This window comes from Blastomonas sp. AAP25 (genome assembly GCF_001295965.1).
Taxonomy (GTDB): Bacteria; Pseudomonadota; Alphaproteobacteria; order Sphingomonadales; family Sphingomonadaceae; genus Blastomonas; species Blastomonas fulva.
Genome location: NZ_LJHP01000002.1, coordinates 417,558 through 432,581, shown reverse-complemented (window position 1 = coordinate 432,581; position 15,024 = coordinate 417,558). Strand labels below are relative to the sequence as shown.

General features: G+C 65.1%; 11 protein-coding genes and 1 tRNA gene. 9 read left to right on the top strand and 3 right to left on the bottom strand.

Annotation, left to right across the window (positions count from 1 at the left end):
• Positions 1-445 precede the first annotated feature (445 nt).
• Positions 446-522, bottom strand: a tRNA-Arg gene (locus IP68_RS03850).
• Between the two features lie 223 nt (positions 523-745).
• Here IP68_RS03850 and IP68_RS03845 point away from each other — a divergent pair.
• Together IP68_RS03845 and argF are read left to right on the top strand one after the other, a co-directional pair.
• Positions 746-1,945, top strand: coding sequence for an aspartate aminotransferase family protein (locus IP68_RS03845; RefSeq protein WP_054133619.1), 1,200 nt, complete (start codon positions 746-748; stop codon positions 1,943-1,945).
• Between the two features lie 177 nt (positions 1,946-2,122).
• Positions 2,123-3,049, top strand: coding sequence for an ornithine carbamoyltransferase (argF, locus tag IP68_RS03840; RefSeq protein WP_054133618.1), 927 nt, complete (start codon positions 2,123-2,125; stop codon positions 3,047-3,049).
• Between the two features lie 61 nt (positions 3,050-3,110).
• On the opposite strand, the gene IP68_RS03835 is transcribed toward argF, so the two are convergent.
• Both IP68_RS03835 and IP68_RS03830 read right to left on the bottom strand, forming a co-directional pair.
• Positions 3,111-3,890 (bottom strand): outer membrane protein assembly factor BamD, encoded by a 780-nt coding sequence (locus IP68_RS03835; protein WP_054133617.1) that lies wholly within the window; start codon positions 3,888-3,890, stop codon positions 3,111-3,113.
• A gap of 137 nt (positions 3,891-4,027) precedes the next feature.
• The gene (locus IP68_RS03830) at positions 4,028-6,094 is read right to left on the bottom strand and encodes a TonB-dependent siderophore receptor (protein ID WP_156317923.1); all 2,067 of its coding nucleotides are present in this window, start codon (positions 6,092-6,094) and stop codon (positions 4,028-4,030) included.
• A 228-nt stretch (positions 6,095-6,322) separates the two neighbouring features.
• On the opposite strand from IP68_RS03830, the gene IP68_RS03825 reads away from it, so the two are divergent.
• The 7 genes from IP68_RS03825 (at position 6,323) to bchO (ending at position 15,023) form a co-directional block, all read left to right on the top strand.
• Positions 6,323-6,898 (top strand): PH domain-containing protein, encoded by a 576-nt coding sequence (locus tag IP68_RS03825; RefSeq protein ID WP_054133615.1) that lies wholly within the window; start codon positions 6,323-6,325, stop codon positions 6,896-6,898.
• A 12-nt stretch (positions 6,899-6,910) separates the two neighbouring features.
• A complete protein-coding gene (locus tag IP68_RS03820) occupies positions 6,911-8,224 on the top strand; it encodes a M20/M25/M40 family metallo-hydrolase (protein WP_054133614.1) in 1,314 nt (437 codons plus the stop codon).
• Between the two features lie 369 nt (positions 8,225-8,593).
• Entirely contained in the window at positions 8,594-9,952 is a 1,359-nt protein-coding gene (gene creD, locus IP68_RS03815; protein ID WP_054133613.1) for a cell envelope integrity protein CreD, read from the top strand.
• A 43-nt stretch (positions 9,953-9,995) separates the two neighbouring features.
• Complete coding sequence (locus IP68_RS03810) at positions 9,996-11,282, top strand: acyl-CoA dehydrogenase family protein (RefSeq protein WP_054133612.1); 1,287 nt, start codon at positions 9,996-9,998, stop codon at positions 11,280-11,282.
• A gap of 62 nt (positions 11,283-11,344) precedes the next feature.
• Positions 11,345-12,352 carry a magnesium chelatase ATPase subunit I gene (gene bchI, locus IP68_RS03805; protein WP_054133611.1) on the top strand — a complete coding sequence of 336 codons (1,008 nt, stop codon included), beginning with the start codon at positions 11,345-11,347 and terminating at the stop codon, positions 12,350-12,352.
• Positions 12,349-14,127, top strand: a complete 1,779-nt coding sequence (locus IP68_RS03800) for a magnesium chelatase subunit D (protein ID WP_054133610.1) — start codon at positions 12,349-12,351, stop codon at positions 14,125-14,127. Before bchI ends, IP68_RS03800 begins: the two co-directional genes overlap by 4 nt.
• Positions 14,124-15,023 (top strand): alpha/beta fold hydrolase BchO, encoded by a 900-nt coding sequence (bchO, locus tag IP68_RS03795; RefSeq protein WP_054133609.1) that lies wholly within the window; start codon positions 14,124-14,126, stop codon positions 15,021-15,023. Before IP68_RS03800 ends, bchO begins: the two co-directional genes overlap by 4 nt.
• The last annotated feature ends 1 nt before the right edge of the window (position 15,024 follow it).

The window sequence follows — 15,024 nt, the reverse complement described above, 5'->3', positions numbered from 1 at the left end:
CCCGGGTGTGTCAACAGAAGGCAACGCCTTTCAGGACCGATTTAACGTTCTTTTTTGTTCGACTTTCCACCTGCAGCGAAAGCCAACCAAAGCGCAAAGCACATTAGCAAAAATGCGGGGATGTCGATGATTAGGGAGGCCAAAAGAGCGTCGTCGCTAGAGCGATTTTTGTCCATCCTGAAAGCAAACTGAGCTGGGATGAAGATAATTGCTCCAAAAATGAAGAAAATGATGCGCTTCAAGAGATGCATGAAACCCCCAAAAACATTCCGGTCCAAGAGTCAACGTGCAGGTCTGATTGCCGGGCCATCCTTGGTTGCCACTTAGCAGACTGCAGGGCGAAAGTAGCTAGAAACGAGCCATGCCGGTCAACAAGGCTCTTACCCCTATTTTCCGTACTGGTTGCGTACTTCAGGAATGCTAAGGCGTTAAGTCATTGAAAAAATGGTGCACCCGACTGGATTCGAACCAGTGGCCTCTGCCTTCGGAGGGCAGCGCTCTATCCAGCTGAGCTACGGGTGCGTCTGGCCAAGGCGCATGCCCTTAGCAAGCCATAAGGAATGCCGCCAGCCCCTTTGTGCGGCGATCATTGACCCGGTGGCCCCTGCGGCGCTATAGCTGCGGCCTGCAAGCTGGCGGCCCTTTGGACGGGGTCGCCTTTTTACGTTTGGTGCAGCGGCCCCCTGCGCCTTGCCTGGCTTGCGAACCATGCAAACGGGGCCCTTGCGAGAAGGACGAGGCCGCCATGACGATCACGCCGCTTATGCCCGTATACCCCCGGTGCGCCGTGCGCCCGGTGCGCGGCGAAGGCTGTTATCTGATCGGAGAGCGTGGCGAGCGATATCTGGATTTCGCCAGCGGCATCGCGGTCAACCTGCTCGGCCACGGCCATCCGCACCTCACCCAGGCAATCCAGAAACAGGCCGAGACGCTGATTCACGTCTCCAACCTGTACGGCAGCCCACAGGGTGAGCATCTGGCGCAGCGGCTGGTCGATTCGACCTTTGCCGACACGGTGTTCTTCACCAATTCGGGCGCCGAGGCGGTGGAGTGCGCGATCAAGACCGCGCGCGCCTATCACCAGTCCGAAGGCGGCGATGCCAACCGCACGGTGCTGATCACCTTCAACAACGCCTTTCACGGGCGCACGATGGCGACGATCAGCGCGTCGAACCAGGAAAAGATGCACAAGGGCTTCGCGCCGCTGCTGCCCGGCTTCCGCTATGTCGATTTCGACGATCTGGAAGGGGCGAAGGCGGCAATCGGTCCCGATGTCGCGGGCTTCCTGGTCGAGCCGGTGCAGGGCGAGGGCGGTGTCCGCCCGGCTTCCCCTGAGTTCATGAAGGGCCTGCGCGATCTGTGCGACGAGCACGATCTTATGCTGGTGCTCGACGAAGTGCAGTGCGGCGTCGCGCGCACGGGCACATTCTATGCCTATGAGCAGTACGGCATCGAGCCCGACATCATGGCGACCGCCAAGGGCATCGGCGGCGGCTTTCCGATGGGCGCGTGCCTTGCCACCGAAAAGGCGGCGCGCGGCATGGTCGCCGGCACGCACGGATCGACCTATGGCGGCAATCCGCTGGCCATGGCAGCGGGCGAGGCGGTGCTCGACGTGGTCGACAACCCCGAGTTCCTGGCCCATGTCCGCACCATGAGCGACCGCCTGCGCGGCGCGCTCGAGCAGCTGATCCCCAACCACGATGCGATCTTCGATTCGGTGCGCGGCATGGGGCTGATGCTGGGGCTGAAGCTCAAGGACAAGGCCGAAAACCGTGCGTTTGTGGCGCATCTGCGCGATCATCACGGGCTGCTGACGGTGGCTGCGGGCGAGAATGTGGTGCGCATCCTGCCGCCGCTGATCATCGAGCAGGCCCATGTCGACGAGTTCATCGAGCGCCTTTCGGCAGGCGCGCGCGACTTTGCGATGCCGGTGGCGGCTTGACGTAACGCTCCTCCCCCCTGGCGGGGGAAGGATAGGAAGCCTTGGCGCCGCAGGTGCCTGGGCGAACTTGGAGAGGGAGGGGCGTTTGCACTCACCCTCTCCCAGCTGCGACTAGGACCTTTCAGGTCCAAGTCTTCGCAACCCTCTCCCGTCAAGGGAGAGGGGGGAAGGACCACAATGACCCGTCATTTCCTGAACCTGTCCGATGCCGGACACGATGCCATTGCCGCGATGCTCAACGATGCGCTGGATCGCAAGGCGGTCCGCCATGGCTGGCCGCGCGGCAAGGCGGACCCCGATGCGCCGCTTGAAGGGCACACGCTCGCGATGGTGTTCGAGAAAAACTCGACCCGCACCCGCGTCTCGTTCGATATGGCAATCCGCCAGCTGGGCGGCACCAGCCTGATCCTCGATGCGGGCAGCACCCAATTGGGCCGCGGCGAGAGCGTTGCGGATACCGCGCGCGTGCTGTCGCGGATGTGCGATGCCATCATGATCCGCACCGACGATCACGCCAAGGCCGATGCCATGGCGCATTTCGCGACCGTGCCGGTGATCAACGGCCTGACCGACCTGTCGCACCCGTGTCAGATCGTCGCCGACCTGCTCACCATCATCGAGCACCGCAAGGCGCTGCCGGGGCTGGTGGTCGCGTGGCTGGGCGATGGCAACAACGTGCTGCATTCGATCATCGAGGCGGCCGGGCTGATGAAGTTCACCGTGCGGATCGGTTGCCCGCAAGGCTATGATCCCGACCAGGGCTTCATCGCGCGCGCGCAGGCGGCGGGCGGCACCGTCACGCTGCATCGCGATGCCGCCGAGGCCGCAGCGGGTGCGGACGTGATCGTTACCGATACCTGGATCTCGATGGGACAGCAGCATGCCGAGGCGAAGCTCAAGGCGATGATGCCGTTTCAGGTCAACCCGGCGCTGATGGCGCTGGCCAAACCCGATGCGCTGTTCCTCCACTGCCTGCCCGCACACCGTGAGGAAGAGGTCACTACGAGCGTGATCGATGGCCCGCAATCGGTGGTGTGGGACGAGGCAGAGAATCGGCTGCACGCGCAGAAATCGGTGCTGCGCTGGGTGTTCGGCCAGATCTGAAAACAAAAAAAGCCCCGGAGCATCGCGCTGCCGGGGCTTTTTTGATCGAATTTGGTGCGGATCAGCTGGTGATCAGGTCGCTGTGCTTTTCTGACAGCTTGAACGCCTTTTCATACCATTCCGAACCCGGATAGTTGGCGCCCAGAACCGCCGCCGAGCGCTTGGCTTCCTGCGGAATGCCCAGTGCCAGATAGCATTCGGTCAGGCGATACAGGGCTTCTGCGGTGTGGCTGGTGGTCTGGTACTTGTCGACGACCTCGCGGAAGCGCAACGTCGCGGCCAGCCAGTTGGAGCTGCGCTGGTAATAGCGGCCGATTTCCATTTCCTTGCCCGCAAGATGATCGTTGACCAGATCGACCTTGAGCCGCGCGTCCGAGGCATAGCGGGTGTTGGGGTAGCGCCGCATCACTTCGCCCAGCGATGCCAGCGCCTGCTGGGTGATCTTCTGGTCGCGGGTGACGTCGCTGATCTGCTCGTAATAATTGAGCGAGATCAGGTAATAGGCGTAAGCTGCGTCCTTGTTGCCGGGATGGATGGCAAGAAAGCGCTGGGCCGACTGGATCGACTTGTTGTGATCCTTGGCGAGATAATAGCTGAACGCGCTCATCAGCTGCGCGCGACGCGCCCAGGGCGAATAGGGATGCTGGCGCTCGACCTCGTCGAACAGCTCGGCGGCGATCTTGTTCTGTCCGCGGTCGAGCCGGTCCTTCGCCGCCATGTACAGCGTGCTGACATCGCGTGCGATGTAGTTGGTGTTGACCTTGTTCTTGCCTCCGGCGCAGCCAGAAAGAAGAGCCAGCGCGCCCGCGCTTGCCAGAGCCAGTTTGATCGCCTTGTTCATGGCCGCAACCCTTATCGGCTAAGCACCCGTGCGCCAAGCGCAAATCAAGCGGGTTGGCGAGGATTCGCCGTGTCGTTCCGATCGCTAGGTTTCGCACCCTGTATCACCGATGAACCGGGCGCCTAGTCGGCTTGCGGTCAGAAGCTGCCGTTGATGCCGAGCGACACCACCGGGCCGAAGAAGCGCTCGCGATCCTCGACGAACGCCACCGGCCCATCGCGCCGGCCGACATAGAAGGTGCGGCGGAACGCCTCGTTGGTGTCGATCAGGTTGGACAGTCCAGCGCGCACCGTCAGCCCGCGGACATTCTTGTTCTCGATATAGAAGCCCAGGTCCCCGCCGCGGATCGGGAATTCGGCGAGCTGGCTCAGCCGCACCTCGTCGGCCTGGCTGAAATCGCTGTAGTTCGCGCCCATGGCCCAGTCGCCGCCGGGGATGTCATAGCGCAGCTCGGCGCTGAACTCGTGGATGGTATCGCCCGAGATGCGGCGGCGGATCCCGGTGAGCGGATCGGGCAGGCTGCTCTTGCGGTAGGTATAGTCGATGTCGAACCGCACCCCGGTCCAGCCGATGACATCCATCTTGAAGGTGCTGTCGAGCGATACGCCCCAGATCGTCGCGCTTGCGATGTTGCCGGGCGCCTCGCCGGTGGCACCGATCGGCACCTGATCGACGATGTCCTCGACGAAGTTGACGAACGCCTTGGCGTTGATCGATCCCAGTGCGCCCAGGTTCTGCGTCGCCTGGAAGTCGATGTTCCAGCTTTGCTGCGGGACCAATTCGGGATTGCCGCTGTTCTGGTTCTCGGCGCCCAGATCGGCCGAGGCCACGAAGTCGAAGAAGTTGAGCTGGCCTACATCGCGCTGCAGGCGCAAGGACAGGTCGAGCCGGGGGGTGGCCTTCCACGCCAGCGAGACGAAGCCCTTGGGGCGGATGAAGCTGCGCGTCAGCCCGCCTACGCCGCTTTGCACGATCTGCGAATACTCACCGCCGAGCGAAGTCTGCAGCGTCAGCGTCGAAGACAGCGGGCGGCCGTAGCTAAGCCCGATCTCGGCACGCTTTTCCTCGACCACCGCGTCCGATCCGGGGAGCGGCACCGGCTGGAAGGTGCCTGTGGTGTCGAGCAGGTTGAGCTCGGCGCGGGTGTCGAGCTTGTTGATCGCGCCCTCCACGCTGAGCTGCCAGTCGGCCTTGCCTGCCTTCCAGCCAAATTCGGCGCGCGCGATGGTCTCGGTCTCGTCGATCACGGTGGCCAGGCTGTTGCCCTCGCGCGGGCGGCGGTCCTCGAAATCGAGGAAGATGCGGGTGAAGAACGGGCTGTGCTCGAACCGCCGCAGGCCGATGAGCTTGAGGTTGCCGCCCCACAAGGGAAACAGGAAATCGCCGCCGATCTCGTAGTTATACTCCTTCTCGGTCTCCAGATAGTCGCGGTCGCGCACCACCTCGCCATCGGAATCCTCGCGGATTTCAGTCCAGCCGCGTTCATAGGAGAGGTTGAGGTTGCCGACCTGGCCGCCATCGCCCTGATACTTCACACCCGCAGCGATGCGCGGCCGGTCGCCATCGACATAAAGCTCCTCATAGCGGCGGTCGGTCACCGCGCCGTTCGCGTCCAGCACCCGCTCGATGCCCGCATTGCCGTTGCGGAAGCTGTCGTTGGAAAGGCTGAGCGTATAGGCGATCTTGCCCGCCTTGCCGCTGATCGACACCTCGCCATCGAGAAACTGCGGGTCGGTGCGGCGGAAGCGAACGCGCGGGCTCCAGCGGAACTGGCCGGTCAGCGAATCCACCTTGCTGACGATGTTGACCACCTGGCCGGTGAGCCCGGGCAGGTTCAGCGTCGCGCCATCGATCAGTTCGATGCGGATGACGTTGCTTGCCCCGATGCGGCCGAGCTCGGAGACGACATCGTTGCTCTTGCCCGAAAAACGCTCGCCATTGATCAGCACGTTGCTGCCGCCCTGGCCAAGGCCGCGGCGGTCTTCACCTTCGGCGATCGAAAAGCCGGGGATCTGGCGAACCATGTCGAGCGCGGTGCGCGGTGCGAAGCGGTCGAAATAGCCGGGATCGAAGCTGCGCAGCGGCGTCGTTGCCCCTGCACCGGCAGTCGGCACCGGGGCATCGGGCGTGCCCTGCGCCAGGCCCATGCCCGGCGTGCACAGCAAGGCAGCCAGAGCGACGGTTGCAAGCAGACGATGTGTCACAGAAATTCCCCCAAGCGGGCGGAACACACTGACATGCGCTTTCAACTACACCCGTAGTCGTCCTGTGTGACCAAGCCTGCGCTTTGCGGCATCGGCTTCGACCGGCGACCTTTGCTCTTCGACCAAATGCAACTGGGCCCTGATCGCGCGCAATCCCGTTTACCGCCAGACAGATGGCGGTTAAGACCATGGCATCGGCCTTGGGCCAGGGGGGGGAAGGGATGCGATATGGACCCGCATGACATCATCGAACATCGCCCGATCGAGGCGCGCTCGGGCGTGCGCCGGATGGAGGGGCTGCCGCGGATCGAGTTTCGCTCGTCCACCTTCGCGTTCCTGTTCCAGTCGGGCACCGGCTGGATGATCCTGGCGCTTGCAGCCGCTGTCATGGCGGGCGGGTCTTATGCGGGATACTGGTGGCAGACGCTTGCGGTGCTTGGCGTGGTGCTGGGTGTCTATATCGCCTGGACGCATATCGAGAACCGCACCAGCCTGTTCTGGATCGACGACCAGCGGCTGTTCATGCGGCGCGGCATCCTGATGCGCAGCGAGGAAGAAATCGAGCTGTACCGGATCAAGGACGTCAAGGTTTCCTTCTCGGTCATCCAGCAGATGTTCGACAACGGCACCATCCAGATTTCATCATCCGATTCGAGTGGGCGGCTGGCCTCGGCCACGCCGCATCCGCGCACTTCGATCGAGGTGACCAATGTGCGCGACGCGCGCGCCATCCGCGCCGAACTGCGCGACCGGGTGGAGGCGATCCGCCAGAAGCGCGGCGTGCGCGAACTTGATATCGGCTGACAGGGAAACACCATGACATTGAAGACGTTCGGCCTTGCTGCGGCCACCGCCATGCTGGCCTTTGCTACCCCCGCTTTCGCCAAGCTCAGCTCGCAGGAAGCCAAGATGGTCGAGGCGGTGGACAAGGGCCACGACCGCTGGATCGGCGTGCTCGAGACGATCACGCGGCAGAACAGCGGCAGCCGCAACATCGCCGGGGTGAAGAAGGTCGGCGAGATGGTGACGCCCGAGCTCGAGAGGCTGGGCTTCAAGGTCGAATGGGTGGACCAAAGCGCGGCCAAGCGTTCGGGCCATCTGATCGCGACGCGCCCAGGACGCCCCGGCAGCACCAAGATGCTGCTGATCGGCCATCTCGACACGGTGTTCGAACCCGATTCGCCTTTCCAGAATGTCCGGCGGATCGATGCCAACACGCTCGAAGGGCCGGGGATCGAGGACAACAAGGGCGGTGTGGTAACGATGTTTGCTGCGCTTGAGGCGATGCAGGCGGCGGGGACATTGTCGGCGGCGACAATCACCATCGTGCTGACCGGTGACGAGGAGGATGCTGGCGATCCGATCGAAATCGCGCGTGCGGACCTGATCAAATGGGGCCAATGGGCCGATGTCGCGCTCGATTTCGAGGGCCTGAGCCGCGAGGACGGCAAGGACATGGGCGCGATCGCACGGCGTTCGTCGTACAGCTGGCAGGTCAACGCCACCGGCAAGGAAGGGCACAGCTCGGGGATATTCTCGGCCAGCGCGGGGCATGGCGCGATCTACGAACTCGCGCGGATCATCGACCAGTTCCACGACGAGCTGCCCGAGGACAAGCTTACCTTCAACGTCGGCCTGATCGCGGGCGGATCGGTGGCGCAGCTCGACGCTGACCTCGTCCGCGCGCAGGCGGCGGGCAAGACCAACATCATCCCCGCGCTCGCGGTGGCGCGCGGCGATTTCCGTACGCTGAGCGACGAGCAGTCCGAACGCGTCAAGGCCAAGATGCAGGCCATCGTCGCCCAGCACCTGCCCGGCACGAGCGCCGAGATCGTCTTCGAACAGGGCTATCCGCCGATGGCCCCGACCGAAGGCAACCGCGGCCTGCTGCGGCGGCTGAACGTCATCAACGCCGACCTTGGCCTCGAGCAGATGGCCGAACTCGATCCCCTGAAGCGCGGCGCAGGCGATATCTCGTTCGTTGCGCGCTATGTCGACGGGCTTGTCGGCATGGGTCCAACAGGCGACGGCGCGCATGCCCCGGGCGAAACGGTCGACCTGCCGAGCATCAAGCGCCAGGCGAAGCGCGCGGCGATCCTGATGACGCGGTTGTCGATGGAGAAGAGGTGAGGGGGTTGGTTGGTAACTCGTCACCCCGGACCTGATCCGGGCCCCAGGGCGTCCTGTGTGTCGCTGTGCCGGTTCTTTCCGCTCATCTTTCTTCGTTACCCCCGCGAAGGCGGGGGTCCTGCTTATGCGCGACCGTGGCGAACAAGCGGGATTCCCGCGTCCGCGGGAATGACGGTGGTGGCGGTTAGGGGAATAGTGGAAACCGGACGCCCCGATTGCTAGCGGGCAACGAACGGGTAGGGCATCCGGCTTCCGAGACAGGGTTAATATTAACCTCGGCGATTCGCTGTGACCCAGTTCACACCCGATTAAGCTTTCGTTCTATAGCTGAACCGTGCATTTTCGTCGATGAACCGTTAGGAGCGCCGCATGGCCAAGGACCGCAGCCCGGGATTCAAGCTGGGCATGACCGTGCTGATCGGCGCGCTGCTCGCGATTCCGCTGTTCATGGTCTATGCGCTCGTCTGGGACCGGCAGAGCCAGTCGGAAACCGCGCGCGCCAGCGTCGCCGAGGGCTGGGGCGGGCCGCAGATGCTCGCGGGGCCGGTGATGGTCATCCCCTATCGCCAGCAATCGGTCGAAACGGTGACCGAGAACGGCAAGGCGACGACGCGCGCGGTGACGATCGATCGCGAGCTGTTCCTCGCGCCGGTGAAGAACACCGCCAAGGTCGATGTCAGCCCCGAACGGCGGGTCAAATCGATCTACGAAACCGTGGTCTATGAAGCGCGGGTCAAGGGAACCGCGCGCTTTGCGCTGCCGGTCGACCTTGCTCGCTTTGGGGTGAAACCCGAAGAGCTGCTGCTCGACCGCGCCGAAATCCGCGTCGGCATATCGGACGCGCGCGGGCTGCTCGCGGACAACGGCATCAGCGTCGGCGGCACCGCCCTGCCGCTGCGCCCCGGCAAGGGGCTGGGCGCGACCAATGGGTCGGGCTTCTTCGCCTTTGCCGACTGGTCCGCTGCCAGTGGCGCGCCGCTCGACGTTGCCTATCGCTTCGGGGTGCGCGGAAATGGCCAACTGACGCTGATCCCCGACGCCGAATCGACCGACTGGACCATCGCCTCGCAATGGCCGCACCCCAGCTTCGGCGGCCAGTTCCTGCCCAACAGCCGCTCGGTCACCGACAAGGGCTTTACTGCGCGCTACACGATCAGCAACCTCGCGCTCGGCCGCGCCATCGTCCAGCTGCCGCAGCCGGGCGAGCAAGTCGGCCAGGGAGCGCAGTCGGCGCAGATCGACCTGATCGAGCCGGTCAACCTCTACAGCCAGGTCGACCGCGCGGTGAAATACGGCTTCCTGTTCATCGGCTTCACCTTCCTCGCCTTCCTGATGTTCGACATCATCGCGGGCGCGCGGGTCGCGGCGGCGGAGTATCTGCTCACCGGCGCAGGCCTGATCCTGTTCTTCGTGCTGCTACTCGCCTTTGCCGAGATCATCGGCTTCACGCTCGCTTATCTGTTGGCGTCGGGCGCGATCATCGCCCTGATCAGCGCTTACAGCGCTGCAGTGCTGGGCAGTGTGAAACGCGCAGGCTTCATCGCCGGGCTGCTGCTCGGGCTGTATGCCTTGCTCTATGTGCTGCTCAACCTCGAGGCGTATTCGCTGATCATCGGGTCGCTGCTGCTGTTCGCGGCGCTGGCGGCGGTGATGTACGTGACGCGCAAGGTCGACTGGTCGGGGCTGGGCACGCGCGATGAGGCAGCACGGGACTTGCCGGACGCGTAAAGCCGTCCATAGTGCATCCAAACGATAAACCGAGGATGCACCCATGGATTTTGCGCTGCCGGCGGAGCTGACCGCCTATCTGGCCGAGCTTGACACGTTCATCGAGGCCGAGATCAAACCGCTCGAGCAGGCGGACGACAACATCCGCTTTTTCGACCATCGCCGCGAATGGGCGCGGACCGATTTCGATGCGGGCGGCCTGCCTGCGCACGACTGGGAAGAGCTGCTGCGCGAGGCGCAGCGCCGCGCCGACGCGGCCGGTCACTGGCGTTTCTCGGCACCGAAAAAATATGGCGGCAAGGATGGCTCCAACCTGTGGATGGCGGTGATTCGCGAGCATTTCGCGGCCAAAGGTTTGGGGCTGCACAATGATCTGCAGAACGAGCATTCGATCGTCGGCAACTTCCCGTTCGTCGCGATGTTCGAGGAGTTCGGCACCGAGGACCAGAAGCAGGAGTTCATCCTGGGCGGGTTCGAGCGCACCCGGATCACGGCCTTCGGCCTGACCGAGCCCGACCATGGATCGGACGCGACGCACATGGAAACCCGCGCGGTGCGCGAGACCCGCGATGGCGTGCCCGGCTGGCGGATCGATGGCGAGAAGATGTGGATCACCGGGATGCATGTCGCCACGCACTGCGCCTTGTTCGTGCGCACCAGCGGCGCGGATGGCGACGCCAAGGGGATTACCTGCCTGCTGGTGCCCACCGAGACGCCGGGGCTGAAGATCGAGGAGTATCTTTGGACCTTCAACATGCCCACCGATCACCCGCGGCTGTCGTTCACCAACGTCTGGGTGCCCGAAACCGCGATGCTCGGCGAGGAAGGGCGCGGGCTCGCGCTGGCGCAAAGCTTCGTCCACCAGAACCGCATCCGCCAGGCGGCCTCGTCGCTGGGCGCGGCGGTGTTCTGCATTGAGGAGAGCGTCAAATACGCCCGCAAGCGCAAGCCCTTCGGCAAGGCGCTGTCGGAGAACCAGGGCATCCAGTTTCCTTTGGTGGAACTTGCGACGCAGGCTGAGATGCTGCGCTGGCTGATCTACAAGACCGCCTGGGACATGGACCGGTTGCCCCACAAAGCCATCGAGCGCGAGATCTCGGACAAGGTCAGCATGTGCAATTACTGGGCGAACCGTTTGTGCTGCGAGGCAGCCGACCGGGCGATGCAGGTGCACGGCGGCATCGGCTATTCGCGCCACACCCCGTTCGAACACATCTACCGCCACCACCGCCGGTATCGCATCACCGAGGGGTCGGAAGAAATCCAGATGCGCAAGGTGGGGGCGTATCTGTTCGGCTATCTCGGCCCGCGGAAGGGCTCGTTCGACTGAACTGTCAACTTTTGCTGACACCCCCGCTTGTCGCGGCGGATCAATCTGTTAGACCTAGCCTTATGCCTTTTCCCTTTTCCGCCATCGTCGGCCAGGACGAAATGAAACGTGCCCTGCTGATCAGCGCGGTCGATCCGCGCATTGGGGGGGTGATGGTGTTCGGTGACCGCGGCACGGGCAAGTCCACCGCCGCGCGCGCGCTGTCGGCGCTGCTGCCGCCGATGCAGGCGATCGCCGGGTGCCGCTACAATTGCGCGCCTGAAGAGGCGGACCGCTGCCCCGACAAATGTGCCGAGAAGAAGGGCGTCAAGACCGCAAAGGTGCCGGTGCCGTTCGTCGATCTGCCGCTGGGCGCAACCGAGGACCGGGTGCTGGGCGCGCTCGATCTGGAACGCGCGCTGGGACGCGGCGAAAAGGCGTTTGAGCCCGGGCTGCTTGCGCGCGCGCATCGCGGTTATCTGTATATCGACGAGATCAACCTGCTCGAGGATCACCTCGTCGACCTGTTGCTCGATGTCGCGGCCTCGGGCGAGAATCTGGTCGAGCGCGAAGGGCTTTCGGTGCGACATCCCGCGCGCTTCGTGCTGATCGGCAGCGGTAACCCCGAGGAAGGCGAACTGCGCCCGCAATTGCTCGACCGCTTCGGGCTCTCGGTCGAGGTCAAGACGCCGCAGGATCTTGAGCAGCGCATCGAGATCATGCGCCGCTGCGATGCGCTGGAGCGCGACGGCGCGGCGTTTGCGGCGGACTGGGCCGAGGCGGACGCCAAGATCGTCAAGCGGCTGGCCCGGGGCAAGAAGGCGCTGCCCAATGTCGCGATGCCCGAATCGACGCTAACCGATGCCGCTACCCTGTGCATGGCGGTGGGCGCGGATGGCCTGCGCGGCGAACTCACCCTGATGCGCGCGGCGCGCGCTTTTGCGGCGCTCGAAGGCGCCAAGTCCGCCGAGCGCAAGCATCTGCGCGCCGTCGCTCCCATGGCGCTGCGCCACCGTCTGCGCCGCGACGTGCTCGACGAAACCGGATCGACCGTGCGCATCGATCGCGCGCTGACCGAGCTTTTCGGATGAGCGATGCGCTGCTGGCGGCGGACCTGCTGGCCGCCGCGCCTGCCCGGCTGGGCGGGATGTGGTTGCGCGGTCCCTCGGCAGAACGCGACGCGGTGCTGGCCTTTCTGGCCGAAGAATTCGCCGATCGCCCGGTGCGCCGCCTGCCGGTGCATATCGACGAGGAGCGGCTGTGCGGCGGCATCGATGTCGCCTCGAGCCTTTCGGCCGGACGCCGGATCGAACAGGCAGGCTTGCTCGAGGAGGTTGCAGGCGGGCTGCTGGTCGTCCCGATGGCCGAGCGGATGAGCGGCATGGTCGCCGGGCGCATCGCCCAGGCGATGGATGCTGGCGCAGGCTTCGCTCTGGTACTGATCGACGATGGCGGCGAGGAGGAAGTTCCGCCTGTATCGCTCACCGAGCGGGTGGCGTTCTGGTGCGCTTTTTCGTCCCAAGAACCCAAACCCTCATCTGCCGTGTTCCCGAGCGAAGTCGAGGGACCTCGCGCAACCGGTAGCGCGCACGTCCTTCGACCTCCCGGTCAGACCGGGAAGCTTATCCCGAGCGGCCGGCCAGCCGGCCAGCCGAGGGGCTCGGCACAAACGGAGGGGGGAAGGCTTGTCGGACAAGAGCACCGCCAGACCCTCGCCAATATCACCCTCGCACTCGGCATCGACTCCGCGCGCGCCATGCTGTTCGCGCAGGCCGCGCTGTCGCTTTCCGCACAGATCGATGAGCGCGACTCCATCACCGACGACGACATCCAGTTCGTTGCCCGCACCGTCCTCGGACCCCGAGCCACGCGCATCCCGCAGCAAGCCGAAGAACCGCCTCCGCCTCCGCCCCCCGAGGGCGAGGAAGAGCCGCCGCCAGGCGACAACGATGGCGAAGACGAACAGCATGATCCCGATCAGCTCGATGACCTGATCCTCGCTGCCGTGCTTGCCTCGATCCCCAAGGATGTGCTGGCGCGCATCGGCGAGGGGCGCAGCGCGCGGCGTGCGACCGGCGCGGGCGGGGCAGGGCGCAAGCGGGCCTCGCAGATGCGCGGACGGCCTCTGGGCGCGCGTCCCGGCCTGCCGCGCGGCGGCGCACGGCTGGCGCTGATCGATACCTTGCGCACCGCGGTCCCCTGGCAGGAGATCCGCCGCCAGCAGGAGGGCATGGACGCGCCCAAACGCCTGCGCATCCGCAAGGGGGATCTGCGCATCCGCCGGTTCGAGGAGCGCGCCGAAGCGCTGACGATCTTTGCGGTCGATGCGTCGGGCTCGTCGGCACTGGCGCGGCTGGCCGAAGCCAAGGGTGCGGTCGAGCTGATGCTGGCGCAAAGCTATGTGAAACGCGCGCAGGTGGCGCTGATCGCGTTTCGCGGGACCTCGGCCGAACTGCTGCTGCCGCCGACGCGGTCGCTGACCCGCGCCAAGAAGGTGCTGGGCGAATTGCCCGGCGGGGGCGGCACGCCGCTCGCTTTGGGGCTATCGGCCGCCGCCGAGCTCGCCGAAACCCAGGCCGCGCGCGGGCGCACGCCGTTCGTCGCGGTGCTCACCGATGGCAAGGGCAATATCGACAAGAACGGCCAGCCAGGCCGCGCGCAGGCGGGCGAGGATGCGCTCGCGGCGGCACGGCGTTTTGCCCAATCGGGGACGCAAGCCGTGGTGATCGATATCTCCGCCCGGCCGCAACCTGAGGCCGCAGCGATTGCAGCGGCGATGCGCGCGCGCTATCTGGCGCTGCCGCGTGCCGATGCGCGCGGTGTCGAGCGCGCCGTATCCGCGCTGCAATTCGGGAAAGCATCATGAGTTCGGTACGCTGGGAGGTTGACGGGCACGACTGGCCCAACCGCGAGCACAGTCGCTTCGTGCGGGCTGGCATGCTCGACTGGCATGTCCAGGTCGCAGGGCCCGAAGGCCGCGCCGCACCTGTGCTGCTGCTGATCCACGGCACCGGCGCTGCGACTCACAGCTGGCGCGACGTGGTGCCGCTGCTGGCGCAGCACTTTACCGTGATCGCGCCCGACATGCCCGGGCACGGATTTACCCGCGGCCGGATTGCCGGGGGGCAGAGCCTGCCGGGGATGGCCAGGGTGCTGGCCGAACTGCTCGGCAAGCTGGCGCTGGGCGCGCCCGATGTGATCGTCGGTCATTCGGCTGGCGCAGCGATCGGTGTGCGGCTGGCGATCGATCTGAGTATCGATGCCCCGATTATCGGCCTCAATCCTGCGCTGCTGCCCTTCCCGGGCCTTGCCGCGCGGCTGTTCCCGGCGATGGCGCGCGCTTTGTTCGTCAATCCGTTTACCGCGATGATCTTTGCCCAGATCGCCAGCAGCGAGACCGAAGTGGCGCGATTCCTGAAGAAATCCACCGGGTCGCGGATCGATGCGCGCGGGGTGGAGCTGTATCACCGCCTCTTCCGGACATCCGACCATTGCGCGGGCGCGATCGGGATGATGGCGAACTGGGATCTGGAAAGCCTGGCGAAGGAACTGCCCAGCGTCGCGGCGCGCTCGCTGCTGGTGCATGGCGCACGCGACAGCGCGATCCCGCTCGATTCGATCGAGCGCGCAGGCCGGATGATGCCGCATGCCGAGGTCGTCACGCTGGCGGACCTGGGCCATCTGGCGCATGAGGAAGCTCCCGAGCAGATCGCAGCTTTGATCGGCGAATTCGCGGCCCGAACCCCGGCCGTGGCAGCTTGAT